The organism is Burkholderia sp. LK4 (assembly GCF_001043615.1).
Classification (GTDB): domain Bacteria; phylum Pseudomonadota; class Gammaproteobacteria; order Burkholderiales; family Burkholderiaceae; genus Burkholderia; species Burkholderia cepacia.
The window spans coordinates 23133-47522 of the sequence record NZ_LDUL01000026.1; the positions used below are offsets into that span (position 1 = coordinate 23133).

Sequence of the window (24390 nt, forward strand, 5' to 3'; positions counted from 1 at the left end):
CACCGCCGCATTACTTCAGCTTGACGCCCGGTACGAGATAACGCGCGCCGCCCGGCCTCAGGATCGGCGCGAGCGCCGCAAACGGCACATCGAGTTGCGGCCCGAGACAGGCGCCCATCGCGTGGCCGATCCCGGATACGACGAACGACAGCTTGCCGGGTGCGTCGAGTTCGAACGCCAGATACTCGGGGAACACGTCTGCGCACGACAGCGAGACGTCTTTGCCGTCTGTCACCTGAAGACCGTGTGTTGCCTTGTCGCGCAACTGCGTAATGAAACTCACCAGCGCGGGGCTCGTTCCCCGGTCGCCGTCCTTGCCTGTCGCAGCCGCGTCGATCACGCGATTCCAGTCGAGGTACGTACCACGCAGCAGGTCGAACGTGACCGGATCGTAGTGATTGTTCGGATGAGCGCCGCCGCAGTACGTACTGCCCGATTCCACGATGCCGAGTGCCGCAGGTGACAGCCACGTGACCGTCACCTGTTCGTCGTCGTAGCCGCCGAGCGAACCGGCGGCCGGCCCATCGTCGGAATAGCGGGTCGACGCACATTCGAGCGCGGCGAGATTCATCTGCCAGTGCTGCTGTTCGAGCAGGCGGTTGACCCGTGCCATGACCGCTGCATCGGGATGGCGGCTCAGACGCGGATACATGAGCTTCGTGCGCGGGTCGCGCCACATCCGGTACGCGACGGTGCCGTCTCCAATCTCGGGGCCGGCCGGCTGCGCGTGCCCGGCAAGCTTCAGCGTGGCATAAGGCGCCTGCCGCATGTCGATGGCCACGCCGCTTGCGATACCGCTGCCGACGCCACCGGCGATGCTGTTGGTAACGGCTTCGACGGAGCCGGGCGCAACCGCGTCGGGATCGTATTCAGCGACGCGCCGCAGCGTGAAGCTGCGCGTCTTGCCGGAGCGTGTGTCGGTCCAGCGGCCGCGATAGCCGGCCTTGTCCCGCGTGCCTTGCCAGGTGGCCGCGGCATGATCGAAATTGGCTTGCTCGCGGTATCCCAACGGACTGCGCGCGTCGTCCGGCAACTGCGTTCGCACGAGCGGCTCGACCAGTTGCGCGGGCGTGCCGTGCAGCGGAATATCGACGCCGTGCTGCGCATAGAAGTAGCGGCCGGAGATCGAGCCGTCCGCGGCCGGGCGATCGTCGAGTTCCATCACGACGGCTCCGGCACCTTGCAGCGTGCCTTCGTAGACCGTGCGCGGCGCGGCATGCGCGAAGCCTGCGTGCAGCGCGACCAGCGCCCATGCGATCCGGATCAGCGGGCGCATCACCAGCGGCACCCGGTCTGTTCGGACGCATCGACATCCAGCGCGCGGCCGAACGCGGTCTGCTTGCCGGTGCGTGCGTTGGTGTAGGTCATCGAATAGACCATCGCGCCCTGGGTCATCATTTCGTAGCGCCCGTTGACCTTGCCGCCGACCATTTCGACCCAGGTCGTCGTGTACTGGTGCGGACGGCTTTCGTCGAGCACCTCATCCTCCTCGTGCTCGATCACCAGGGGCAGGGCCGTTTTCGACTGCGCATAGCGCACCATGCCGCCCGACCATTTGACCGCATCGTCATAGTAGGTGCGCATCTCGAAGCGCACGGGTTTGTCGCCGTCCGACCTGAAGCAGAACACGTCGGTGGATACCTTGGCGAGTGCCGGAAGCGACACGCAAAGCAGCACGGCTGCGAAGAGTTTTTTCATGATGGCGTAAGGGAAACGAAGTGGCCAATCAACCGACGCTGATCCGCGAAGCGCCCGCATCGACGAGCCGGAACAGCAGATCCTCGACGGCCGTTTCGGGCGCGGAGCCGAGATCCGCATGGACGCGCCAACCCTGTTCCGCGCGAACCGGTTCCGACAGGTAGTGAACGATCCCGTGCAGACCGCTTTCGGCCGGCGTGTTCTCGTCGTCGGCATCGAACCACGTGAAGAACCATGCCTTGAACGCGTCGGCCGCCGCGCTTTCGTCGAGACCGTCGGCCTCGATCGCGGCCCAGTCCCACACGAACGGGCGGATCGACACGGCCGCCGTGTCGAGATCGAACGCGAACGGCTCGAAATCCAGCTGCGTGGCGGAATCGACCATCGCCGGCTGGCCGGCCGATTCGCCTTCGGTCGCGATGATGTCGGCCCGGCACGGCAGCGCGAGCGGCCCTTCGGTGGCGAGCGTGCCGTCGGCACGCCGGTAGGCCGGTTCGGCGATCACGGCCGGTTGTGCGGCCGCTTTCGCGAGCAGGTCGGCATACGGTTGGCGAATGGCGCGGAGCAGTTCGGAGACGGTCATCGTGGCGTGTCGGCTGGGCAGGAAACGATCGGTCACAGGCAGGCGGTGCGCCGTGCGGCCGGCATCGCACGACGCGGCCGCTTCGGTACCCGACAGCCGTGATCGTACGGTACTTCCGCAAAACGCGGACAGTCGGCCGAACGGCCGGCGTGCCCCGCATCGTGCGGCGGCGCGTTTAGACGTTTACCTTCAAACAATGGAAAACGCCCGTCGAGCGCGTTCTCGATGTGCTTCAATTAATCCGGTTTGTACTCCTACTAAAACGACGAATTCAGAACAGGCCGGATCAATCTTTCACAGGAGACAGTCGATGGCACGGAAACGGTTTTGACGCGGCGCACACGATGGTCTGCAACACCGCCGAACTTCCTTCGATGAGAGCTGGTTATCCCAGGGGCCCCAACCATGTCCTCCAGACGTTTCATGCTGGCCGCGGCAGCCGTATCCGCCGCGCTGGCGGTCGCCGCACCGCCGGCCAGCGCCGGCGCACCGGCCGTGTCCGATCCGTTCTATACCTACACCGGCACCACGCCGCTGGCATCGATTCCACCGGGCACGGTGCTCAAGACGCGCAACGTCACCTATCACGTGGCCGGCATTCCGACCGCGCTGACCGCGCAGCAGTTGCTGTATCGCACCAATAACGCGCTGAACCAGCCGGTCGTGAACGTGACGTCGGTGATCCGGAGCCAGGTCAGCAACGGCCGGGCCATCTCGTACCAGTCGGCTTACGATTCGCTGAACCCGTACGACGAGCCGTCGCAGGTGATCGCCGGCGATCGCGACGTCACGAAGATCATCAACGTCGGCACGCTGCTCTACAGCGCGGAATCGATTCCGCTGTCGACGCTGCTGCTGCTCGGCTACAACGTCATCGTGCCCGATACGGAAGGCCAGACGGCCGACTTCGCCGCCGGCCCCGAATACGGGATGACGACGCTCGATTCGATCCGCGCGGCGCTCAATACGCCGTCGACCGGCCTGAGTCCGTCGAGCAAGGTCGCGATGATCGGCTATTCCGGCGGCGCGATCGCGACGAACTGGGCCGCGCAGCTCGCGCCGAGCTATGCGCCCGAGATCAACAGGCAGCTCGTCGGCGCGGCGGAAGGCGGTGTGCTGGTCGACCCCGCGCACAACCTGCGTTATGTCGACGGCAGCATCGTATGGGGCGGCGTGGCCGCGGCCGCGCTGGCCGGGCTGTCGCGCGGCTACGGATTCGACCTGACGCCCTATCTCAGCGATACCGGCGTCGCCGTGTTCAACGACATCCAGAGCCAGTCGCTTGCGTACATCCTGCCGAAATACACGGGGCTGCACTGGGGCACGCTGTTCAAGCCGCAATACGCGAACGACATCAACAGCATTCCCGCGTACGTGACGTATGCCAACAAGGTGAATGCCGGGCTGGCCGCATCGCCGACGATCCCGATGTTCATCGGCCAGGGCACCGCGGGCGCGCTGGACGGCACCTTCAGCAGCCAGGTGGGTGATGGCGTGATGCTCGCGTACGACGTGCGCGCGCTCGCGCAGAAGTTCTGCGCCAGCGGCACGCCGGTCACGTACAACGAGTATCCGCTCGAGCATGCCGGGGCGATCGTGCCGTGGGTGGCCGGCATGCTGCCGTGGCTCTACGACCGTTTCAACGGGAAAGCCGCGCCGAGCAACTGCTGGCTGACGTCGCTGCTGCCGAGCAATTCGCTGGCGCCCGAGACGCTGCACTAGCCGCACCGCACCGCGAGGCGCATGGCCGGGCGACCCTTCACGGGTCGCTTTTTTCATTCCGGGATTGATCCCGATCGCGTCAACGCGGCCTTTGCCGTGCCCGGCCCTCCCGCCGGAACCCTTCGCCGCCCCGCCCGGGTGCCATAATCGAGCCTGCTCACCATTACAGACGTCCCCCGGAGAATCACCATGCAGAACCTCGACAATCCTTCCCACGATCGCGAGGTAGGCAGCGCCGACGCGACGCAGGACACCACGCGCATCGACGACGTCCGCATCGGCGCCGTGCGCCCGCTGATTTCGCCCGCGCTGCTGCTGGACGAGCTGCCGGTGCCGGCCGCCACGCAGACGCTCGTCGAGGACACGCGCCGCGCGATCGGCGACATCCTGCACGGCCGCGACGACCGGCTGCTGCTCGTCGTCGGCCCGTGCTCGATCCACGATCACGACCAGGCGCTCGACTACGCACGCCGGCTGAAGGCCGCCGCCGATGCGCTGAAGGACGACCTGCTGATCACGATGCGTGTCTACTTCGAGAAGCCGCGCACGACGGTCGGCTGGAAGGGCTACATCAACGACCCGCGCCTCGACGGCAGCTTCCGCATCAACGAAGGGCTGCGTGCCGCGCGGCAATTGCTGCTCGACATCAACGCACTGGGCCTGCCGGCGTCGACCGAATTCCTCGACCTGCTGAGCCCGCAATACATCGCCGACCTGATCGCATGGGGCGCGATCGGCGCGCGCACGACGGAGAGCCAGAGCCACCGCCAGCTCGCGTCGGGCCTGAGCTGCCCGATCGGTTTCAAGAACGGCACCGACGGCGGCGTGCAGGTCGCGTCGGACGCGATCGTCGCGGCGGCCGCGAGCCATGCGTTCATGGGGATGACGAAGATGGGGATGGCCGCGATCTTCGAGACGCGCGGCAACGACGATGCGCACGTGATCCTGCGCGGCGGCAAGAACGGCCCGAACTACGACGCCGAACATGTCGAGGCGAGCTGCGCGGTGCTGCGCAAGGCCGGGTTGCGCGAACAGGTGATGGTCGACTGCTCGCACGCGAACTCGAACAAGTCGCATGAGCGGCAGATCGAGGTGGCGCAGGATCTCGCGCGGCAGTTGGGGCAGGGCGAGCACCGGATCGTCGGCGTGATGGTGGAGAGTCATCTCGAGGCAGGGCGGCAGGACCTGAAGCCGGGCGTGCCGCTGAAGTACGGCGTATCGATCACGGATGCATGCCTGAGTTGGACGCAGACGGAGCCGGTGCTCGACGTGCTGGCCGACGCCGTGCGGCAACGGCGTGCACAGTCGCGCAACGCATGACACGGACGATACCGGCATGACCGATTTCCCTTCCGACGCACCGGCTGTCCCGGGCGAACCCGCTGCTTCCGGCGGGGCGGCGACGGTGCCGCCCGGCAAGCTGTTCACGATGGCGGGCATAGGCTGGGCGGCGTTTCTCGGCTCGCCGCTCGCCGGCGGCATCCTGCTCGCGGCGAACGCGCGGCGTCTCGGCCACCGCGCGCTCGCGCAGCGGCAGATTCTCGTCACGGCACTCGTCACGCTCGTGTCGATCGTGCTTTACGCGGCGGCGGACGTTCCGGAAACCGCGGCGGTGCCCCACGCGCTCGTGCATGTGGTCGTCATTGCCGGCCTCGCCGGGACGATCGTCTATGCACGGCACGCGCAGCGCGCGGCCGTCGACGCTCACCGGGCGGCCGGTGGCGCACTGCAATCGAACTGGCGTGCGGCGGGCATCGGCCTGCTGACGCTGCTCGGCGTCTGGCTGTCGATTGCGACGGCGATTGTCGTGCTGGGTGTTGCGGGTGTGCTGAACTTCGACAACGACCTGCGGCTCGTGCGCGACTATCCGGCGCCCGCGGAACTGCGTCTGCCTGCGGGATGGCGGGTCGCGAACCAGCCGGAGGATCGCGGCGACGCGACCTACCGGATCCGGCGCTTCAGGTTCGGGCTGATCTCGGCCGGGATCGAGTTCGTCATCGGCGACAAGAGCGACGATGCCCTGTCGAGCCTCTGCGACGGGTGGGACGAGGGAGGCGGGGAAGGGGGCAGCGCGACCGAATCGCCGCACGCGGCAAACGAAACGATAGCCGGCAGGCCCGCACTGACTTGCGAGCACAAGGAGACGCTCGGCGACGCAGTCGTCCACCAGGCGGTCGTGGCGACTGCCGGCGACACGAAGACCTGTGCGCTGATCTACACGGCGCGCGAGGAGAACTACGCGCGTTATCTGCCGGAGTTCGATCGCGTTCGCGATTCGCTGCGTTGTCCGTAGTGTCGCCATCGCGCGGGGCGGGTGACGGGTGCTGCGTCATCGCGTCCGATGCAGCGTTGCGCGAGTGGCGCTAACATGGGCCGGTGCGATGTGTCGCGCGCGGGCCGCCGGGCTTCGCGCGGCGCATGCACGGCGGCGGCTCGGCCGGCCGCCGCGACCGACAACAATTCACCGGAGTGCACAACAGCATGGCTTTCTACAAGACCCTCATCGCAGCAACCGTCCTCGCCTCGAGCGTCAGCGCGCACGCGCAGATCGCAGGTGCGCAGCCGATCAGCGTCACCGTCGAGCAATCGCAGGCGCTGCTCGAAGGCTGGAGCGTGAAGAAGAGCGTGCTCGGCAAGGCCGTCTACAACGACGACAACCAGAAGGTCGGCACCGTGCGCGACCTGATCGTCGCGCCGGACGGCTCGGTGTCCGCGGCGATCGTGTCGGCCGGCGGCTTCCTCGGCGTGGCCGCGCACGACGTCGCGGTGCCGATCGCGTCGCTCGACGTGCGCAAGGGCAACATCTACCTGCCGGGCGCGACGAAGGAAGCGCTGAAGGCGACGCCGGCGTTCCAGTACGCGAAGGTGCCGTCGCCGCCGAAGCCGAAGAAGGTCGACGACAAGCACTGATCGTCGATTCGATGCATCGCCGCCCGGCGCGCACCGCGCCGGGGGCGGCGACCGTCGTTCGTCGATGGCCATGCGAGTCGGCGCGAGTCGGCGGCGGCTCGGCCTCGCATCGTGGCTCCGGGCGAATTGCCTCGACGATCGATGCCGATGCAACTGCGCATCGCGCGCGGATCGGCGCGGTGCGCCGTCACACGCCGTGAATGCCGCACATGCCGGCGATCAGATCGCCGGCTACTCTCCGCCCACCCATACCCCGCTGAACCCGAACGAAACCGGCCCGCTCAGGAGCACGCTGCCGGTACCGTCCCATCGAACGGTGACGTCGCCGCCGTCGCAGGTCACGCGCACCGTATCGTCGAGCAGCCCGCGCCGGATGCCGTTGACGACCGCACCGCACGAACACGATCCCGAACCGAGCGGCACGCCGCCGCCGCGCTCCCAGATGCGCAGGCGAATATGCGTGCGATCGATGACCTGAACGAAATGCACGTTGGTTTTCTGCGGAAACAGCGGATGCGTTTCGATGGCGGAGCCGAGTGCCGCGACATCGATCGTGTGGAGGTCGTCGACGAAGAACGTGCAATGCGGGTTGCCCATATTGCAGGCGGCCGGCGCGCCGGGCAGCGGCAGCGCGAGAGTGTCGAGCGCGTCGGCGACCGGCACGTCCCGCCAGCCGGTGAGCGGCGTGCCCATCTCGACGGTGATCAGGCCGTTCGTCTCCCTCGAACACACGAGATAACCGCGGCGGGTCCGCAGCACGAGCGACGCCATGCCGGATTCCCGCATCAGCTTCCATGCGACGCCGCGCGTTGCGCTGCCGCAGGTGTCGAGCGGCGAGCCGTCGGCGTTCCAGAACGCGATGCGGGCCGCCGCGTCGTCGCAGTCCGACACGACGGCAAGCTGGTTGAAGCCGATGCCGCGGTGCCGGTCGCCCATGCGTCGCACGAGGTCGCGGTCGATACGCGGCAGGTGTTCCTGATCCTGACCGCGCAGGTCGACGATGACGAAGTCGTCGCCGTTTGCGTTCATCTTCTGAAATCCGATCGGCATGGCGGTTCCGGCAGAGAGACAGGTGAACACTGTACGTGGCCCGCCGTTCACGATCAATCGCGCGCCGGACGATATCTACGCAACCGGCATCTACGTAATTCTACGTAGCTCCGCATACGTAGTTAACCGCTTGTAAGCCTCCCCGGTCACACGGAATACTACGGCCCATCGCCGCGGCCTTTGCGAGACCGCGGCACGACGCATCGACGTCACGCGGGTTCGGCGCCTCGCCGCATCCACTCAAAAACACATTGGAGACCAGGAGACGCCATGAATCGGGCTTCCAGTACCCTGCTCTGGATTGCGGTCGCGCTGCTCGGCGCGTTCGCGTTCGGCACGATCGCACTCGCACACGGCGAGCGCGTCAGTGCCCTCTGGATCGTGATCGCCGCAGTCTGCGTGTATCTGATCGCGTATCGCTTCTACAGCCGTTTCATCGCCAGCAAGGTCATGCAGCTCGACGGGCTGCGGATGACGCCGGCCGTCAAGTACAACGACGGCCTCGACTACGTGCCGACCAACAAGTACGTGCTGTTCGGCCATCACTTCGCCGCGATCGCCGGCGCCGGCCCGCTCGTCGGGCCCGTGCTCGCCGCGCAGATGGGCTACACGCCCGGCATGCTGTGGATCCTGGCCGGCGTCGTGTTCGCCGGCGCGGTGCAGGACTTCATCGTGCTGTTCATCTCGACGCGCCGCGACGGCCGTTCGCTCGGCGACCTCGTCAAGATGGAGCTCGGCACGGTGCCCGGCGTGATCGCGCTGTTCGGCGCGTTCCTGATCATGGTGATCATCCTCGCGGTGCTCGCGCTGATCGTCGTGAAGGCGCTGACCAATTCGCCGTGGGGCACGTTCACCGTCGCCGCGACGATTCCGATCGCGCTGTTCATGGGCGTCTACACGCGCTACATCCGTCCGGGCCGCATCGGCGAAGTGTCGATCATCGGCTTCGTGCTGCTGATGGCGTCGATCGCGTTCGGCCAGCACGTGCACGATTCGCCGACGCTCGCCGCGTGGTTCACGTTCACCGGCACGCAGCTCACGTGGATCCTGATCGGCTACGGCTTCGTCGCATCGGTGCTGCCGGTGTGGCTGCTGCTCGCGCCGCGCGACTACCTGTCGACGTTCCTGAAGATCGGCACGATCCTCGGCCTCGCGATCGGCATCCTCGTCGTCGCGCCGGAACTGAAGATGCCCGCGCTGACGAAGTTCGTCGACGGCACGGGCCCGGTGTGGTCGGGCAACCTGTTCCCGTTCCTGTTCATCACGATCGCGTGCGGCGCCGTGTCGGGCTTCCATGCGCTGATCTCGTCGGGTACGACGCCGAAGCTGATCGACAACGAAACCAACGCGCGCTTCATCGGTTACGGCGCGATGCTGATGGAATCGTTCGTCGCGATCATGGCGCTGGTTGCCGCGTGCGTGATCGAGCCGGGCATCTACTTCGCGATGAACGCACCGGCCGCCGTGCTCGGCTCGACGCCGGAAGCGGTGGCCAACACGGTCACGCAATGGGGCTTCGTGCTGACGCCGGACATGCTGACGCAGACCGCGAAGGCCGTCGGCGAAACGACGATCATCGCGCGCGCGGGCGGCGCGCCGACGCTGGCCGTCGGCATGGCGCACATCCTGCACCAGGTGATCGGCGGCGAAGCGATGATGGCGTTCTGGTATCACTTCGCAATCCTGTTCGAAGCGCTGTTCATCCTGACGGCCGTCGACGCGGGCACGCGCGCGGGCCGCTTCATGCTGCAGGACCTGCTCGGCACGTTCCACCCGGCGCTCAAGCGCACCGAGTCGCTGCCCGCGAACCTGGTCGCCACCGCGCTGTGCGTGGCCGCGTGGGGCTACTTCCTGTACCAGGGCGTGGTCGATCCGCTCGGCGGCATCAACACGCTGTGGCCGCTGTTCGGCATCTCGAACCAGATGCTGGCCGCGATCGCGCTGGTGCTCGGCACCGTCGTGCTGTTCAAGATGAAGCGCGAGCGTTATGCGTGGGTGACGATCGTGCCGACCGTGTGGCTGCTGATCTGCACGCTGACCGCCGGCTGGCAGAAGATTTTCGACGCGAACCCGAAGGTCAGCTTCCTCGCGCACGCCGCGAAGCTGCAGGCCGCGGTGGACGAAGGCAAGGTGCTCGCGCCGGCGAAGTCGATCGCGCAGATGAAGCGGATCATCTTCAACGACTACATCGACGCGGCGCTGGCCGGGCTGTTCATCTTCGTCGTCGTGGCGATCGCGGTGTACGGCGTGCTCGCCGTGCTGCGCGCGCGCCGCGAGTCGAAGCCGACCGTGCGCGAGACGCCGTACGAAGCGATGCCGGCCGCGCAGGCGCTCGGCAGCGGACGTTGAGGGGAGGCCGCGATGTTCAGCGATCTTGGCAGCGACCTGCGCAGCGCGGGGCGTTACCTCGGGCAGGCGTTGCGGCTGATGGTCGGCCTGCCCGACTACGACACCTACGTCGCGCACATGCGCGAGACCCATCCGGACCGCGAGCCGATGACGTACGAGGAATTCTTCCGCGAGCGCCAGAACGCGCGGTACGGGTCGGGAGCAGGGAAGTGCTGTTGAGCGGTTGAAACGACAGGAAAGAATGAAAAGGCGTCATGGCGTGAAAGCCATGACGCCTTTTTTCATGTCGCCGCAAGGCGACCGGCTCGTGCAACGCATGCCGTCGCGTGCGGCCGTCAGTCGTTGTCGTGACGGAGCGCAAGCACCGCGGCGGCCCCCGCGGCGAGCGCGATCAGCGTCAAGGCGACGGCGAAACCGGTCGCGCCTGCCGTGAAGCCGATGCGGTCGATCGCGTACCCGGTCATCACGGGCATCAGTCCCGCCGGGAGGTAGCCGCCGATGTTCATGACGGCGTTCGCTTCGGCGCGCCGCGCGTCCGGTACGTGCAGGCCGATCAGCGTCAGGCCGCCGAGCTGCCCGAGGCCTTGTCCCGCGCCCGCGAAGAGCGCCGCCGCGACGAGGACGGCAGCCGACGACGCATGCACGGCGATGCAAAGCATCATCATCGACAGCGTGGTGGCGACCGTGCCGGCAACGAACGTCGCACGGATCGATCCGCGCCGCGCGACGAACTGGACGCCGGTAGCGGCGATGAACATCGCGCAGGCCATGCCGCCCGCGAGCAGCGGGCTGCGCACGTGAAGCAGGCGTGCCAGCAACGACGGACCCAGCGCAAGCACGAAGGAGGTCGCGGTGATGCCCGGCCCGAACACGGCGACACCGCTGGCGACATGGCGCCGGTTGTGAACCGGCACGGACGGCAGACGTAGCGGCGGCGCGTCGCCTGGCGCCTGCGCGGGCTGGTTGCGCGGCAGCCGCAGCGCGACGGCCAACGCGCTCAGCAGGATCACGAACTCGACGCCGAAGACGAGGGCGACCGGATGCGCGGCGGTTTGCGCGGCAATCCCGGCGAGCAACGGCCCGAGCCCCGCGCCGAGCACCATGGCGACCGACGCGAGCAGCGCGGCCTTGCGGCGCTCGGTGCCCGCGAGATCGATCACCGACGCCATGCCCGCCGACACGATCACGCCGACCGCGATGCCCGTCAGCAAGCGGGCGACCGCGAGCATGGCGACGGACGACGCGGTCGCGAACAACGCGCAAGCGATCAGCGCCGCGGCGAGGCCGGGCAGCAGGACCGGCTTGCGCCCGTAACGGTCCGAAAGCTGGCCGGCGACGAGCAGCGTACCCAGCAGGCCGGCGATGTAGAGCGCGAAGATGACGGTCAGCGTGCCGGACGAGAAACCGAGTGCGCGCTGCCAGGACACGTACAGCGGCGTCGGCGAGTTGGACAGCATGAACACGGCGGTGACCATCCAGGCGGCGTGTGCCATGCGAGGCGCGGAACGCGAGCCCGCGGGTCGCGATTGGGGTACGGCGGTGTCGGACATGAATGCGCTCCTTGTACGAGTTTTTTCGAACTATAGCTTAGTTCGAAAAAACTCGTACAGGGTGATATGCTTGCGGACATGAAACGAACCCACCCTGAACGGGCGGCCGGCCTCGTGCCGGCGCCCGCGGATTTGCCCGATCCGCTGCCGGAGCCGGACGTCGCCGAGCTTCGGCTCGAAACCATTCTTGGCGCGCTGGCCGATCCGTTGCGACTGACGATCGTGCGGAAACTGATGCTGGAATCCGAGGCTTACGACCATCCTTGCGGCTGGTTCGGCTTCGATCGCCCGAAATCGTCGCTCACCCATCACTTCAAGGCGTTGCGCGACGCGGGCGTGCTGCGCCAGCGTCAATACGGGCTCGAGCGGCGCAGCCGCGTGCGCACGGAAGATCTCGATCTGCGTTTTCCCGGCCTGCTGAAGCTCGTGGCCGAGTGGGCGCCGCCGGCAGACAGCGACGGTTGACGGCTGCTGGAGGGTGGAAGGTGGAGGGTGGATGAGCCGCCCGGCGGCACGCGCCGGTTCGCCATGCGGCGACGAGCGTGACGCGCCGGGCGCGCGGCGCCGCGGAGCCGTCCGTGTGCCGGGCTTGATCTGCCTGCAACCCGGCTTCGTTTCCCGGCCGGTATCATGTGAATCATTCAACCCGATGAACCCGCACAGGAGGAGCCCGTCGTGCATGCCGGTGAGCGTTTCAACAGCATTACCCATCTCGTCGGCGCGGTGCTATCGGTGGCAGGGCTGGTAACACTGGTGACGATGGGCGCGCTCGAAGGCGACGCGTACAAGGTGGTGAGTTTCAGTGTGTACGGCGCGATGCTCTGCGTGCTCTACGCGATCTCGACGCTGTACCACAGCGTGCGTAGCCCGCGCCTGAAGGCCATTCTGCAGAAGTGCGATCACTCGGCGATCTACCTGCTGATCGCCGGCAGCTATACGCCGTTCACGCTGGTCACGCTGCGCGGCCCGTGGGGCTGGTCGCTGTTCGGCGTGAGCTGGGGGCTGGCCGTGTTCGGCATCGTGCAGGAACTGACGCTCGGGCGGCGCACGCGCATGCTGTCGATGATCCTGTACGTGGCGATGGGCTGGCTCGCGCTCGTCGCGGTACGTCCGCTGATCCACGCGCTGCCGCCGGTCGGCACCGCGTGGCTCGTGGCCGGCGGCCTGATCTACAGCGCGGGTATCTACTTCTTCATCAACGACGAACGCATCCGCCACGGGCACGGTATCTGGCATCTGTTCGTGCTGGCCGGCAGCCTGTGCCAGTTCGTCAGCGTCGCGATGTACGTTGCGTGAGCGGAAGGCGGCGTCAGCCGCCGCCGCTGCCGCCGCCGTGTCGACCGGTCGCTGATCGACGATCGCACCGGCATCGGGTTGACGCATGTCGGCGCACCGGCACACGAGGTCGTTGTGTTCGCAACGCGTATGCGGACGTAATGCGATGAACCAGGGGGCGTGTGCAGGAAGATCCGCTCGTGCGTGGCGCTGTTCGTCGTGAAACGCTTTCGCTTCGGGCGAATGATCTATTCGCCTTCGAGCACACGAATCCCGACCGTGTGAGCGCCCACTTTCAGCACTTCCCTTGTCGCGATCCACCACGTCGCCATCGCAGACCCGGATATCGCCACAGCCGCCAGCAACGCCACCCGCATCGCCACCGGAAACGGCTGCACGGTCGCGATGCACGCGCCGAAGATCGCGACACCGAGCGCCGACCCGCTCTGCCGCGCCGCGTTCAGCGCGGCCGCCGCCACGCCCGCGCGGCGGCGGTCGACCGTCCCGAGCGCCGGCGACGTCGCGGCCGGCGAGATGAATCCCGATGCAAAGCCGATCGCGAGCATCGGCGCGACGGCGAGCCACGCCGGTGTCGCCGCACTGATGCCCGTCATCCCGAGCGCGCCGGCCGCATAGAGCGCGAATGCGGCGCACATCGAACCGCGCGCACCGAAGCGTGCAACGAGCCTGCCCGAGCACAGTCCGCCGAGCGCGACCATCGCCGTCATCGGCAGGAACGCGAGCCCGGTGTCGAGCGGGCTCGCGCCGCGGATCTGCCGATAGAACAGGCTGAGGACGAACAGCAAGCCGTAGAACACGAACGCCGATGCCATCGACACGAACGTCGATCCGGCGAACAGCCGGTTGCGGAAGAACGCGAGCGGCAGCATCGGTTCGCGGCGGCGGGCTTCGATCGCGATGAACGCGATCCACGCGACGGCGCTCGTCGCCGCGCCGCCGACGATCGGCGCGGAGCGCCAGCCGAGCGACGGGCCTTCGATCAGCGTGCCGATCAACGTGGCGATCGCGACGATGGCCGCGGCCTGGCCGCCCCAGTTGAAATGTCGCGACGCGTCGCCGGCGGCGCGCGTGACCGTGCGGGCGAGCCAGATGCCGGCAAGCCCGAGCGGCAGGTTCACGAAGAAGAGGCTGCGCCACCCGGACAGGTGGATCAGCAGGCCGCCGATCAGCGGGCCCGACGCCATCGCGATGCCGCCGCAGCCCATCCACAGGCTGATTGCCGATGCGCGCGCGGCCGGCTCGGGGAACGCGCGGTTGAGCAGCGCGAGCGAGCAGGGCACCAGCATCGCGCTGCCGACACCTTGCAGCGCGCGGGCGATCGCGAGCGCCGGGAGGCTCGGCGCGATGCCGCACAGCGCGGATGCGGCGACGAAGATCGCGAGCCCCGCGACATAGACGGTGCGATCGCCCAGCCGGTCGCCGAGCGTGCCGCCCGTCATCAGCAGGCTCGCGAACGCGAGCGTGTACGCATTCACGATCCACTGCAGGCCGGCTATACGGCTGCCGAACGTGTGGGCGATATCGGTGAGCGCGACGTTGACGATGGACGCGTCGAGCAGCACGAGCGTGTAGCTCACGCAGGTCGCGGCGAGCACGCGGCGGGCCGCGGCACGGTTCGGCGCGGCGGCCGTCATGCGCGTTCGGGCGCCGGCGCGGCGGCCCGCAGCGCGAGAAAGCCGACCCATCCCCAGTACACGCGATGATGCGCGATCAGTCCGTCGCGCAGGTCCATTACTTCGACGAGATCGACCTGGTCGCCTTCCGGCGTCGCGCGCGGATATTCCCACGTGAGCTGGCGGCCGTTCGAGAAGAACAACCCGGTGCGGTACCAGCGCCCGAGCCGGTTGCCCGGATTGCGCAGGCCGGCCGCGAAGAACGCACCGATCGCGGCCTTGCCGTGCAGCACGCCCGAGCCGTGACCGGGCAGCGTGACGACGATCAGCGGCGTTTCGAGCACCGCGTCGTCGGTATACAGCGCCATCAGCGCATCGACGTCGCGCGCGACGACGGCCGCGTGCCAGCCTTCGTAAATGCGCCGGGCATCGGGATCGGGTTGTGTCATGGCGGGTTCCGGAAGTGTCGATAACGGAACCCACTGTATGAGCGCGCCGTCGCGGGACGTTTCACGTCGACCCGAAACGTGGATGCCGCCGCGGCGAAGGCGGCGCTTATCGGCCGCTTTCCGGCCGATTTTCGGCCGTTATCCGGCCAGCGCGTCGAGATTCAGCACGTACGACTTCCCGATCCACACTGCGCAATCGCGATGGTCGCGCAGTTCGTCGCCCGTATTCGGATGCAGGAAGATATCCAGCGCGCCGTGATTCAGCACGAGCCACGGCACGATTTCGTCGAAGCGCGTGGTGTCGAACGCGATCTGGTACGACCACGCCGGGTGCGGGCCGACGAGGCGTTCGTGAAAGCGGCCGAGTTCGATGATCGCGCCGAACCGTTCGTCGACGACCTGGCGCAACGCCCACGCGGCGTCGCGGCTGGCCGCATCGAAATAGACGTGCGCATGCCAACTGTGGATCTCGGTGGTGTCGAGGGCAGCCATGGAAGGACTCGATAAAAATGGGAATGCATGAGGTGCCGTGCGAAACGGCCGATGCGTGATTATCGCGCGTCCTTGCCGCGCACGTCGTGTCGCTATCCGGCAAGCTGGATGCGATGCTTGTCCTGAATCACGAGAACCGTTCGATCCGGCAACGCCGCGGTTTGAGATAACTATCCGCGGGTATCCGCACGCGCGATATCACACCGGAAGCCTTGCCGGAAGGTGCGCCCGCTGCGATCGCATCGGCAACACGTCATTTCCGAAATTGAAAAAGCGCTGTATGCACGGCTTCGGATCGTCTGAACAAATGCGATCAGGGCATTGAATGAAATAAGGAAATTCCGATTGGGCGGGATTCGCGCATGACGTGATTCGCGCACCGTATTCCGCAGCCGAAAATATCAATTGCGGAATCGGCTATTCAAGCGGCATGCAGCGCGACATACGATGCTTTCAACGCATCGTCGAACACGATCGATGCGGGGACAACCACCTGGAGGCCACTATGCGATCCCTCGTTCCCGTTGCGGTACTTTCCTGCGCACTCGTTGCGCTGCCCGCCGTCAGCTTTGCGCAGTCGGCGGTTTCCGATGGGGCATCGAATGCCTCGCTGTCGAGCTGGTCGGCGGCGCGTGCCGAAACCAACGTGCAACTGATGCAGATGACGCGCGCGGGTTATCGCGCGACGTCGGCCGGCAACCAGAACTATCCGCTCGCGATGCAGCGTGCGCTCGAACGTGTCCGCAATCCGGTGCCGGACCGGTCGCGCGAAGAGCGGGCCGAGATGGAGGCGCGCGCCGCACGCGACGCGCAGGGCGGCCATCCGGTCAAGGCGTTCTTCGTGAAGACCGCGTACTACCTGAAAGGCGAGAACACGTTCTGATGCAGGAGACGAGCATGGCTTGCCCGATCCGATTTGCCTGCGTCGTGCGAGCGTCGGCGCTGCGCCGGCTGCCGGCCGCGCGAGCGTCGCAGCGGCGGGACGATACGCGCGGCGCGCGACGTCGTGCGAAACACCGCCGCCATGCGCGCCGTGATGCCGTTGCGTGCCGCACCGCGTGGCCGGCCGTCGCGGCGAGCGATGCGCCTGCAAGCGGGAGCCCGTCATGAAGGGCTCCCGGAAGCACCGCCGCCACGTGCCGCTGACCCGCGAGTGGTTGCTGCCGCTGCCTCCGGTGCATGCACGCGACATCTCGCTGAAATGCCACATGGCGCTTGTCGCGCTGCGCGGCGGGCATGGCAACGAGGCGCTGCTGATGCGGTTGCGCACGAGCGTCTACCTGGTGTTCCTGGCGCTCGACGATGCGGTGTGCGCGGATGCCGACATCGACCTGTGCGTCGACGCGGAGCGCGTGCTCGACGCGGGCGTGGCACGCGCGGCGCAAGGCGGCGCATGGACGCTGCACGACGACGAATGCGCGGTGCTCGAGCATGTGCTCGCGGCGAACGACACGTGCGTCACGACGCTCACGCGGCGTCGGCTGGCCGAGCTGTGGGAGCACGTCTGCGCGTTCGCGTCGAGCGGCCAGCCGGCGCTCGTCGCGGGCGCGGCGGAGAAGATCCGCATGCACGCGGCCGAATCGCTGGCCGCGTAGCGTCTCGCGTTGGTTTTGCCGGGAGTCTGGAGGAGACAGGGCCGGCCGCACCGGCACGGCCGCTGTTAATCGCCGAAGCAGCGATTAACGGCTGTCGTGGTCTGTCGTTTCCACAGGGCGACGGCGGAACGCGACTCGACACCTCGGCCCAAAACAAAAGCGCCACGGAGCAGGCTCCGTGGCGCTTCTTTTTTCCCGCCGGCGCGGAAGGCAAGCCTCCCGCGTGGCGAAACGCGCTTAAGCGGCGGCTGCCGGTTTCGCCGGCTTCTGCAGCTTGCCCTTGCCGGCGCGCTGGATTTCCTCGAGCTTGATCTCGACGTGGCGCGAGAACACGTACTCGGCCGGACGCTGCTTGTCGATCGGAATGTCCGGTGCGAACGGGCCGTCGGTCTTGATGCCCTTGCGGCTCACGGCGAACGCCTTCAGCGGATGCGCCATCGTGTCCATCACGGCGGTCGCCTCGAAGCCGCAGTGGACCATGCAGTCCGCGCACTTCTCGTAGTTGCCGACGCCGTAGTTGTCCCAGTTCGTGTCTTCCATCAGTTCCTTGAAGGTCTTCACGTAACCTTCGCCGACCAGGTAGCACGGCTTCTGCCAGCCGAACACCGTACGCGCCGGGTTGCCCCACGGCGTGCACTTGTACGTCTGGTTGCCGGCCAGGAAGTCGAGGAACAGCGACGACTGGCTGAACGACCAGCGCTTGCCGCCTTCGCCGCGCTTCAGGATCTCGCGGAACAGGTTCTTCGTCTTGTCGCGGTTCAGGAAGTGCTGCTGATCCGGTGCGCGCTCATACGCGTAGCCCGGCGACACGGTGATGCCGTCGACGCCGATCGGCTTGAGCGTATCGAAGAACTTCGCGACGCGCTCGGGGATCGCATCGTTGAACAGCGTGCAGTTGATGTTCACGCGGAAACCGCGGCGCTTCGCTTCCTTGATCGCCGCGACCGCCTTGTCGTACACGCCTTCCTGCGACACAGAGTGGTCGTGCATCTGCGCGTCGCCGTCGAGGTGGACCGACCAGACGAAGTACGGGCTCGGCTGGTAGTCGTCCATCTTCTTTTCCATCAGCAGCGCGTTCGTGCAGAGGTAGACGAACTTCTTGCGCTTCATGATGCCGCGGACGATTTCCGGCATTTCCTTGTGCAGCAGCGGCTCGCCGCCGGCGATCGACACGATGGGTGCGCCGCACTCGTCGACCGCTTCCAGGCATTCCTGGACGGACAGGCGCTGGTTCAGGATGGGATCCGGGTAATCGATCTTGCCGCAGCCGTTGCAAGCGAGGTTGCAGCGGAACAGCGGCTCGAGCATCAGCGCGAGCGGATAGCGTTTGTTGCCGGACAGGTGTTGGCGTGTGATGTACGCGCCGACGCGGACTTGCTGGAGCAGCGGAATAGACAAGAGATGTCCTCCTTAAACTTCGCGGGCGACAGCTTGCGTGAGCTTCGCCGGCAACTTGAATTCGACTTTTTCTTCACGGCCCGCCATCGTCGTGACGTCGACGGGCCCCAGCGCGCGCAACGCGCCGATTACATCTTCAACCATTTCCTCGGGCGCGGACGCCCCGGCGGTCAGGCCGACGGTCGTCGCATTCGCGAACCATTCGGCCCTGACTTCCGAACCGTCGGCGACGAGGTAGCTCGGCACACCGCTTTCGGTGCCGATCTCGCGCAGGCGGTTCGAGTTCGAGCTGTTCGTCGCACCGACCACGAGCAGTACGTCGACCTGTTCGCTCAGTTCGCGCACGGCAGCCTGGCGATTCTGCGTGGCGTAGCAGATGTCGCGCGTGTCCGGGCCGACGATGTCGGTGAACCGGCGCTGCAGCGCTTCGATGATGCCGCGCGTATCGTCGACCGACAGCGTGGTCTGCGTGATGTACGCGACCGGCGTGTCGACGGGCAGCGTCAGCGTATCGACTTCCGCTTCGCTTTGCACGAGGATCACCTCGGCTGGAATCTGGCCGATCGTACCCTCGACTTCCGGGTGCCCCGCGTGGCCGATCAGGATCAGCCGGCGGCCCGCCGCGACGTACTGGCGGCCCTGCACGTGCACTTTCGTGACGAGCGGGCAGGTGGCGTCGAGCACGTCGAGCCCGCGCGTTTGCGCATCGCGCTCGACCGTCTGGGCGACACCGTGCGCGCTGAAGATCGCGACAGCGCCGTGGGGCACCTCGTCGAGCTCCTCAACGAATCGCGCCCCTTTATCACGCAGGTTTTCGACGACATGCCGGTTATGCACGATCTCGTGACGCACATAGACCGGCGCACCGTGCTGTTGCAGCGCGCGATCGACGATCTCGATCGCACGGACAACCCCCGCACAAAAGCCGCGGGGCTGGGCAAGGATGACTCGCATAAGTGAGCGAACTCCGACGACAGACGCCGGGGTTCGAGGAGCTGGCACTCGCTCGCTCGCCCCGGCTTGATGTTATGAAGGCAGGAACGAACCGGCCGGCCAGGCCCCGGAACCCCGAATCAATCGCGCATTTTAACTCTATCGGGCCGTCCTTGCTTTGGTGCTGTATCCGCCGTGTTGCATTTGCGGGAGAGCCGCGTCGGCGCTGGCGCGTGCGGAACCCAGTAAACTATGCGGTTTCGCGGGCAGCCGCTCCGGCTGCCCGGCGTCGCGCTCATTTCAAGGCCATTCGATGACCGTCGATTCTTACGCGTATTACCCGGCCGCCCGTGCGGTTTCGGGCGCTTTGTTCCTGACCCCCATTGATCTTGCCGAACCCGGCGCCCGGCAGGAGGCGCGCCGATGATGCTGGTTCTCGCTTTCCTGGTGTCCGGGCTGTCGCTGATCATCTGGATCGTGCTGCTCGTCGCGCGTGGCGGTTTCTGGCGCGCGGTGCCCGCGCGGCCGTTGCCGCCCGAGGCGCGCGGCGCCGCGGCCGAGGCCGGCTGGCCGGCCGTCGTCGCGGTGGTGCCGGCGCGCAACGAGGCCGACGTGATCGCCCGGGCGGCGACTTCGCTGCTCGAGCAGGATTACCCGGGCGAATTTCATCTGATCATTGTCGACGACCACAGCGACGACGGCACCGCCGACGCCGCCCGCGCGGCCGCGCTCGCGATCAACCGCGCCGACCGGCTGACGGTGCTGGCCGCGAAGCCGCTGCCGGCCGGCTGGTCGGGCAAGGTGTGGGCGCAGTCGCAGGGGATCGCCGCGGTGCAGGCGCTCGGCCTGCCGGCCGACTACCTGCTGCTGACGGACGCCGACATCGGCCATCCGCCGGACGCCGTCGCGCAGCTCGTCACGCGCGCGCAGGCCGAGAACCGCGATCTCGTGTCGCTGATGGTGCGGCTGCGCTGCGATTCGTTCTGGGAAAAGGCGCTGATCCCGGCGTTCGTGTTCTTCTTCGCGAAGCTCTACCCGTTCTCGTGGATCAACAACCCGCGCAACCGGACGGCCGGTGCCGCGGGCGGCTGCATGCTGGTGAAGCGCATGGCGCTCGAGGAAGCGGGCGGCATCGAGTCGATCCGCGGCGCGCTGATCGACGACTGCAGCCTGGCCGCGCAGATCAAGCACCGCGGCAGCGGCCGCCACCCGATCCGGCTCGACCTGGCCGACCGCAGCGTGTCGCTGCGTCCGTACGACAGCTGGCGCGACATCTGGAACATGATCGCGCGCACCGCGTTCACGCAGCTGCACTATTCGCCGCTGCTGCTGGCCGGCACGCTGCTCGGGATGACGATCATCTATCTCGTGCCGCCCGCCGCGGCGCTCGCGTACGGTGCGCGCGCATGGCCGGCGTGGCTCGCGTGGGCGTCGATGTGCGCCGCGTATGCGCCGATGCTGCGCTACTACCGGCGCTCGCCGCTGTGGGCGCCCGCGCTGCCGCTCGTCGCGCTGTTCTACGTCGGCGCGACGTTCGCGTCCGCGTGGCGCTACTGGCGCGGCAAGGGCGGCCAGTGGAAGGCCCGCGTGCAGGCGCCGGTGGATCGCTGAGCGCATCCCGGGAGGCGTGCCTCCCGGCAGCTGGAAAACAAACAGCCCGATCGTGGAAACGGTCGGGCTGTTTCGTTTTCGGCGGGCGCTGCCTGCCGCTGCCTAGCGCTGGGTCAGCATCATGTACATCTGGACCACGACGTCCGGCGAGAACGTGAACGGCACCCAGCCGTAGCCCGTGTGACGGGCGACCAGCAGGCGGTCGCCGTTCGACTGCTTCTGCACGGCCATCATCGGGTTCTTCGTCGTCACGAAGCGCCAGCCGGCCGGGATGCCGGGCGGCGGCTCCGGCTGCATCGACGCCCGCGCATGCGCGAGTTCCTCGATCAACTGGCCCAGTTGCTCCGGATGCAGCGTGATCGATTCGCCGTTGATGGTCAGCGTGAGTTCGTTCTGCGTCGGACGCGACACGTGCAGCGTCGATTTGTCGGACGGCGCCGGCGTGTTGGCTGCGTCGGCTTCGACTTCGGCTTCAACCGGCGTGTCGGCTTGCGCCGTCGCGACGATTGCCGTCCCGGTGTCGGCCGTTGCCTCCACCGCTTCGGCCACGGCCGGTTCGGGCGCGTTCACGGCCGGTTCCGCCACCGGCGTGTCGGCCGGCGCGGGTTCGACGACTTCCGCCGCAACGGCCGTGGCGGCCATCGCGCTCGTCGCGGCTTCCTTGACGACGGCCTCGACCAGCGCCTCGGCGTCGGCGATGGCCTTCGCGTGGTGCTGCGCGGCCGCTTCGGCTTGTGCGATCGCTTCGGTGTGGCGTTGCGTGACGGCCTCGGCCTGCGCGGCGGCATCGGCGTGGCGTTGCGCGGCCGCCTCGGCCTGCGCGATCGCTTCGGTATGGCGTTGCGTGACGGCTTCGGCCTCGGCGGTGGCGTCGGCGTGACGCTGCGCGGCGGCCTGCGCTTCCGCGATCGCCTGCGCGTGCTGCTGCGCGAGCGCTTCGGCTTCGGCGATCGCTTCCGCGTGACGCTTCGCGGCGGCTTCGGCTTCCGCGATGGCGGCCGCGTGGCGCTGCGTGGCCGCTTCGGCTTCGGCGGTCGCGTCCGCGTGACGCTTCGCGGCGGCCTCGGCTTCGACGGTCGCGGCCGCATGGCGCTGCGCGGCCGCTTCGGCTTCGGTGGCCGCGGCGTGATGACGCTGCGCGGCGGCCTCGGCTTCGGCGATCGCCGCCGCGTGGCGCTGCGACGCCGCTTCGGCATCGGCGTGACGCTGCGCGAGCGCTTCGGTCAGCGCGGTGGCTTCCGCATGGCGTTGCACGGCGGCTTCGGCTTGCGCGGTGGCATCGGTATGGCGCTGGGCGGCGGCTTCGGCGGCGGCGGTCGCGCTGGCGTGGCGCTGCTGCGCGGCCTCGGCTTCGGCGGCGGCGGCCGTGTGGCGTTGCGCGGCGGCCTGCGCTTCGGTTTCCGCGGCGGCGTGACGCTCTGCCGCGGCCCGGGCTTCCGCTGCTGCGGCGCGCGCGAAGGCTTCCGCGCTGCGTGCCGCCTGTTGCGCGGCGTGGTGATCGTGGAGGAGCTGATCGACGCCCACGGTGAGCGAAGCGATCTGATCGTTCAGGTTCATGCGTGTCTTCTCTGCGTAAGACCCGCGATTTTAACCGCTGCGCCGGTGCCGGGCCGCGCGGGACGTGTAACAAAGTGCGCAAAGCGGCGTGAAGTACGCCGCTTTGTGTTACTTCAGGTAGCCGGCGGAGCCGAACCAGTCGAGCGCATCGCGCAGCCCTTCGCGGTACGGGCGCGCACGGTAGCCGAGCTCGCGCTCGGCCTTCGCGGACGTGAAATACATCTTGTTCTTCGACATCCGCAGCCCGTCCACGGTGACGAACGGCTCCTTCTTCGTGAACTTCGCGACCGCTTCCGCGCCGACTGCGAGCGGGTACAGCGGCCAGCGCGGCAGCGCGATCGTCGGCGCCTTGCGGCCCGTCATCTGCGCGATGTCGGCGAGCATCTGCTGCAGCGGCAGGTTCTCGCCGCCGAGGATGTAGCGCTCGCCGATCCGGCCGCGCTCGAGCGCGAGGAAGTGGCCGTGCGCGACGTCGTCGACGTGCACGAGGTTCAGCCCCGTGTCGACGAACGCCGGAATCTTGCCGAGCGCGGCCTCGACGATGATGCGGCCGGTGGGCGTCGGCTTCACGTCGCGCGGGCCGATCGGCGTCGACGGATTGACGATCACGGCCGGCAGCCCTTCGTCGGCGATCATCCGTTCGACCGCGCGTTCCGCGAGCACCTTGCTGCGCTTGTAGACGCCGATCGCCTGCTCGGCCGTGAGCGGCCGGTTCTCGTCGGACGGATCGCCCGAACTCGTCACCTTCAACGTCGCGACGCTGCTCGTATAGACGATCCGCTCGACGCCTTCCGCGCGTGCCGCGCGCATCGTCGCGACCGCCCCCTCGAGGTTCGCGCGCTCGATCTCGTCGGGATCGGGCGCCCACAGCCGGTAGTCGGCCGCGACATGCAGCAGGTAGCGCACGCCGCGCAGCGCGGCGCGCATCGACGCCTCGTCGCGCATGTCGCCGGTGACGATCTCGGCGTCGAGATCCGCCACGTTCGTGCGCGGGCTGGTCGGGCGCACGAGCACGCGCACCGCATAGCCTTTCTGCTGCGCGATGCGCGCGACGGCCGAGCCGACGAAACCGGACGCGCCGGTGACGAGAACGAGATCGCGGGAGGTATCAGTCATGCGTTTCCTTCAGGGCCGCGCGCGGGCGGCGCGGCGGTTGAGCGTCGGCGAGATTGTACGTGGTCGGCGCGCGCGGCGACGCAAGGCCGCGGCGGGTGCGGGCATGTGCGAAGCGGCCGACGCGACTACAATGCCGGGCTTGAACGCAACGGGAGGACGACGCGATGAGCCGCAATGAACTGGACGAACGGATCGAGACCTACTACGTACGGGTGCGCGGCGTCGTGCAGGGCGTCGGCTTCCGGCATGCGACGGTGCGCGAGGCGCATGCGCTGAAGCTGCGCGGCTGGGTCGCGAATCTCGAGGACGGCACCGTCGAAGCGATGATCCAGGGCCCCGGCGCGCAGATCGACCGGATGCTCGCGTGGCTGCGCCACGGGCCGCCGGCCGCGCGCGTGACCGAGGTGACGTTCGAGGAACGCCGGACCGAGAAGCGCTTCGAGCGCTTCCAGCAGCAGTAAGCGGCAC

Annotated in this window: 24 protein-coding genes; 12 read left to right on the forward strand and 12 right to left on the reverse strand. The window is 67.7% G+C overall.

Annotated features, from left to right (window positions below):
* Nucleotides 1-10 precede the first annotated feature (10 nt).
* The 3 genes from VK92_RS13455 to VK92_RS13465 are packed head-to-tail and all read right to left on the reverse strand — an operon-like array spanning nt 11 to nt 2281.
* Nucleotides 11-1276 carry a hypothetical protein gene (locus tag VK92_RS13455; protein ID WP_048023847.1) on the reverse strand — a complete coding sequence of 422 codons (1266 nt, stop codon included), beginning with the start codon at nt 1274-1276 and terminating at the stop codon, nt 11-13.
* Nucleotides 1276-1698: a hypothetical protein gene (locus VK92_RS13460; protein WP_048023770.1), complete on the reverse strand. Its 423-nt coding sequence runs from the start codon at nt 1696-1698 to the stop codon at nt 1276-1278. The genes VK92_RS13455 and VK92_RS13460 overlap by 1 nt, the downstream gene beginning before the upstream one ends.
* A gap of 28 nt (nt 1699-1726) precedes the next feature.
* A complete protein-coding gene (locus VK92_RS13465; protein ID WP_048023772.1) occupies nt 1727-2281 on the reverse strand; it encodes a hypothetical protein in 555 nt (184 codons plus the stop codon).
* A 405-nt stretch (nt 2282-2686) separates the two neighbouring features.
* Here VK92_RS13465 and VK92_RS13470 point away from each other — a divergent pair, with 405 nt between their 5' ends.
* From VK92_RS13470 to VK92_RS13485, 4 genes are all read left to right on the forward strand, one after another.
* Nucleotides 2687-4003, forward strand: coding sequence for a lipase family protein (locus VK92_RS13470; protein WP_048023773.1), 1317 nt, complete (start codon nt 2687-2689; stop codon nt 4001-4003).
* A gap of 189 nt (nt 4004-4192) precedes the next feature.
* On the forward strand, nt 4193-5323 hold the full coding sequence (locus VK92_RS13475) for a 3-deoxy-7-phosphoheptulonate synthase (protein ID WP_048023775.1): 1131 nt from the start codon (nt 4193-4195) through the stop codon (nt 5321-5323).
* 16 nt (nt 5324-5339) lie between these two features.
* Nucleotides 5340-6296 carry a hypothetical protein gene (locus tag VK92_RS38950; RefSeq protein WP_021158670.1) on the forward strand — a complete coding sequence of 319 codons (957 nt, stop codon included), beginning with the start codon at nt 5340-5342 and terminating at the stop codon, nt 6294-6296.
* Nucleotides 6297-6484: 188 nt separating this feature from the next.
* Nucleotides 6485-6913 (forward strand): PRC-barrel domain-containing protein, encoded by a 429-nt coding sequence (locus VK92_RS13485; protein ID WP_042974211.1) that lies wholly within the window; start codon nt 6485-6487, stop codon nt 6911-6913.
* A gap of 231 nt (nt 6914-7144) precedes the next feature.
* On the opposite strand, the gene dapF is transcribed toward VK92_RS13485, so the two are convergent.
* A complete protein-coding gene (dapF, locus tag VK92_RS13490) occupies nt 7145-7963 on the reverse strand; it encodes a diaminopimelate epimerase (protein ID WP_048023776.1) in 819 nt (272 codons plus the stop codon).
* 270 nt (nt 7964-8233) lie between these two features.
* Between dapF and VK92_RS13495 the strand changes: the two genes are divergently transcribed.
* Both VK92_RS13495 and VK92_RS13500 read left to right on the forward strand, forming a co-directional pair.
* Complete coding sequence (locus tag VK92_RS13495; RefSeq protein ID WP_021158673.1) at nt 8234-10312, forward strand: carbon starvation CstA family protein; 2079 nt, start codon at nt 8234-8236, stop codon at nt 10310-10312.
* 12 nt (nt 10313-10324) lie between these two features.
* Complete coding sequence (locus VK92_RS13500) at nt 10325-10531, forward strand: YbdD/YjiX family protein (protein ID WP_006480280.1); 207 nt, start codon at nt 10325-10327, stop codon at nt 10529-10531.
* Nucleotides 10532-10647: 116 nt separating this feature from the next.
* Here the strand turns inward: VK92_RS13500 and VK92_RS13505 are convergent, their stop codons facing one another.
* Complete coding sequence (locus VK92_RS13505) at nt 10648-11805, reverse strand: MFS transporter (protein WP_053076279.1); 1158 nt, start codon at nt 11803-11805, stop codon at nt 10648-10650.
* A gap of 135 nt (nt 11806-11940) precedes the next feature.
* Here VK92_RS13505 and VK92_RS13510 point away from each other — a divergent pair, with 135 nt between their 5' ends.
* Both VK92_RS13510 and trhA read left to right on the forward strand, forming a co-directional pair.
* Complete coding sequence (locus tag VK92_RS13510) at nt 11941-12327, forward strand: ArsR/SmtB family transcription factor (RefSeq protein ID WP_104768188.1); 387 nt, start codon at nt 11941-11943, stop codon at nt 12325-12327.
* Between the two features lie 210 nt (nt 12328-12537).
* On the forward strand, nt 12538-13158 hold the full coding sequence (trhA, locus tag VK92_RS13515) for a PAQR family membrane homeostasis protein TrhA (protein ID WP_021158676.1): 621 nt from the start codon (nt 12538-12540) through the stop codon (nt 13156-13158).
* 227 nt (nt 13159-13385) lie between these two features.
* Here the strand turns inward: trhA and VK92_RS13520 are convergent, their stop codons facing one another.
* The 3 genes from VK92_RS13520 to VK92_RS13530 form a co-directional block, all read right to left on the reverse strand.
* Entirely contained in the window at nt 13386-14792 is a 1407-nt protein-coding gene (locus VK92_RS13520) for an MFS transporter (RefSeq protein WP_048023783.1), read from the reverse strand.
* Nucleotides 14789-15220 (reverse strand): nuclear transport factor 2 family protein, encoded by a 432-nt coding sequence (locus VK92_RS13525; protein ID WP_048023784.1) that lies wholly within the window; start codon nt 15218-15220, stop codon nt 14789-14791. Before VK92_RS13525 ends, VK92_RS13520 begins: the two co-directional genes overlap by 4 nt.
* 138 nt (nt 15221-15358) lie before the next feature.
* Entirely contained in the window at nt 15359-15712 is a 354-nt protein-coding gene (locus VK92_RS13530; RefSeq protein ID WP_021158679.1) for a DOPA 4,5-dioxygenase family protein, read from the reverse strand.
* A 505-nt stretch (nt 15713-16217) separates the two neighbouring features.
* Here VK92_RS13530 and VK92_RS13535 point away from each other — a divergent pair.
* Together VK92_RS13535 and VK92_RS13540 are read left to right on the forward strand one after the other, a co-directional pair.
* Nucleotides 16218-16595 carry a hypothetical protein gene (locus VK92_RS13535; RefSeq protein WP_048023785.1) on the forward strand — a complete coding sequence of 126 codons (378 nt, stop codon included), beginning with the start codon at nt 16218-16220 and terminating at the stop codon, nt 16593-16595.
* Nucleotides 16596-16818: 223 nt separating this feature from the next.
* Nucleotides 16819-17307, forward strand: a complete 489-nt coding sequence (locus tag VK92_RS13540; protein ID WP_048023786.1) for a hypothetical protein — start codon at nt 16819-16821, stop codon at nt 17305-17307.
* Nucleotides 17308-17544: 237 nt separating this feature from the next.
* On the opposite strand, the gene hpnH is transcribed toward VK92_RS13540, so the two are convergent.
* Both hpnH and ispH read right to left on the reverse strand, forming a co-directional pair.
* Nucleotides 17545-18705: an adenosyl-hopene transferase HpnH gene (gene hpnH / locus VK92_RS13545; protein WP_021158681.1), complete on the reverse strand. Its 1161-nt coding sequence runs from the start codon at nt 18703-18705 to the stop codon at nt 17545-17547.
* 12 nt (nt 18706-18717) lie between these two features.
* Nucleotides 18718-19659 carry a 4-hydroxy-3-methylbut-2-enyl diphosphate reductase gene (ispH, locus tag VK92_RS13550; RefSeq protein ID WP_048023788.1) on the reverse strand — a complete coding sequence of 314 codons (942 nt, stop codon included), beginning with the start codon at nt 19657-19659 and terminating at the stop codon, nt 18718-18720.
* Nucleotides 19660-20061: 402 nt separating this feature from the next.
* Here ispH and VK92_RS13555 point away from each other — a divergent pair, with 402 nt between their 5' ends.
* Entirely contained in the window at nt 20062-21249 is a 1188-nt protein-coding gene (locus VK92_RS13555) for a glycosyltransferase (RefSeq protein ID WP_048023790.1), read from the forward strand.
* 102 nt (nt 21250-21351) lie between these two features.
* Here the strand turns inward: VK92_RS13555 and VK92_RS13560 are convergent, their stop codons facing one another.
* On the reverse strand, nt 21352-22806 hold the full coding sequence (locus VK92_RS13560; RefSeq protein WP_048023792.1) for a hypothetical protein: 1455 nt from the start codon (nt 22804-22806) through the stop codon (nt 21352-21354).
* A gap of 108 nt (nt 22807-22914) precedes the next feature.
* Nucleotides 22915-23922 (reverse strand): hopanoid-associated sugar epimerase, encoded by a 1008-nt coding sequence (gene hpnA, locus VK92_RS13565; RefSeq protein WP_048023794.1) that lies wholly within the window; start codon nt 23920-23922, stop codon nt 22915-22917.
* Nucleotides 23923-24086: 164 nt separating this feature from the next.
* Between hpnA and VK92_RS13570 the strand changes: the two genes are divergently transcribed.
* A complete protein-coding gene (locus tag VK92_RS13570) occupies nt 24087-24383 on the forward strand; it encodes an acylphosphatase (RefSeq protein WP_006480292.1) in 297 nt (98 codons plus the stop codon).
* Nucleotides 24384-24390: the final 7 nt, after the last annotated feature.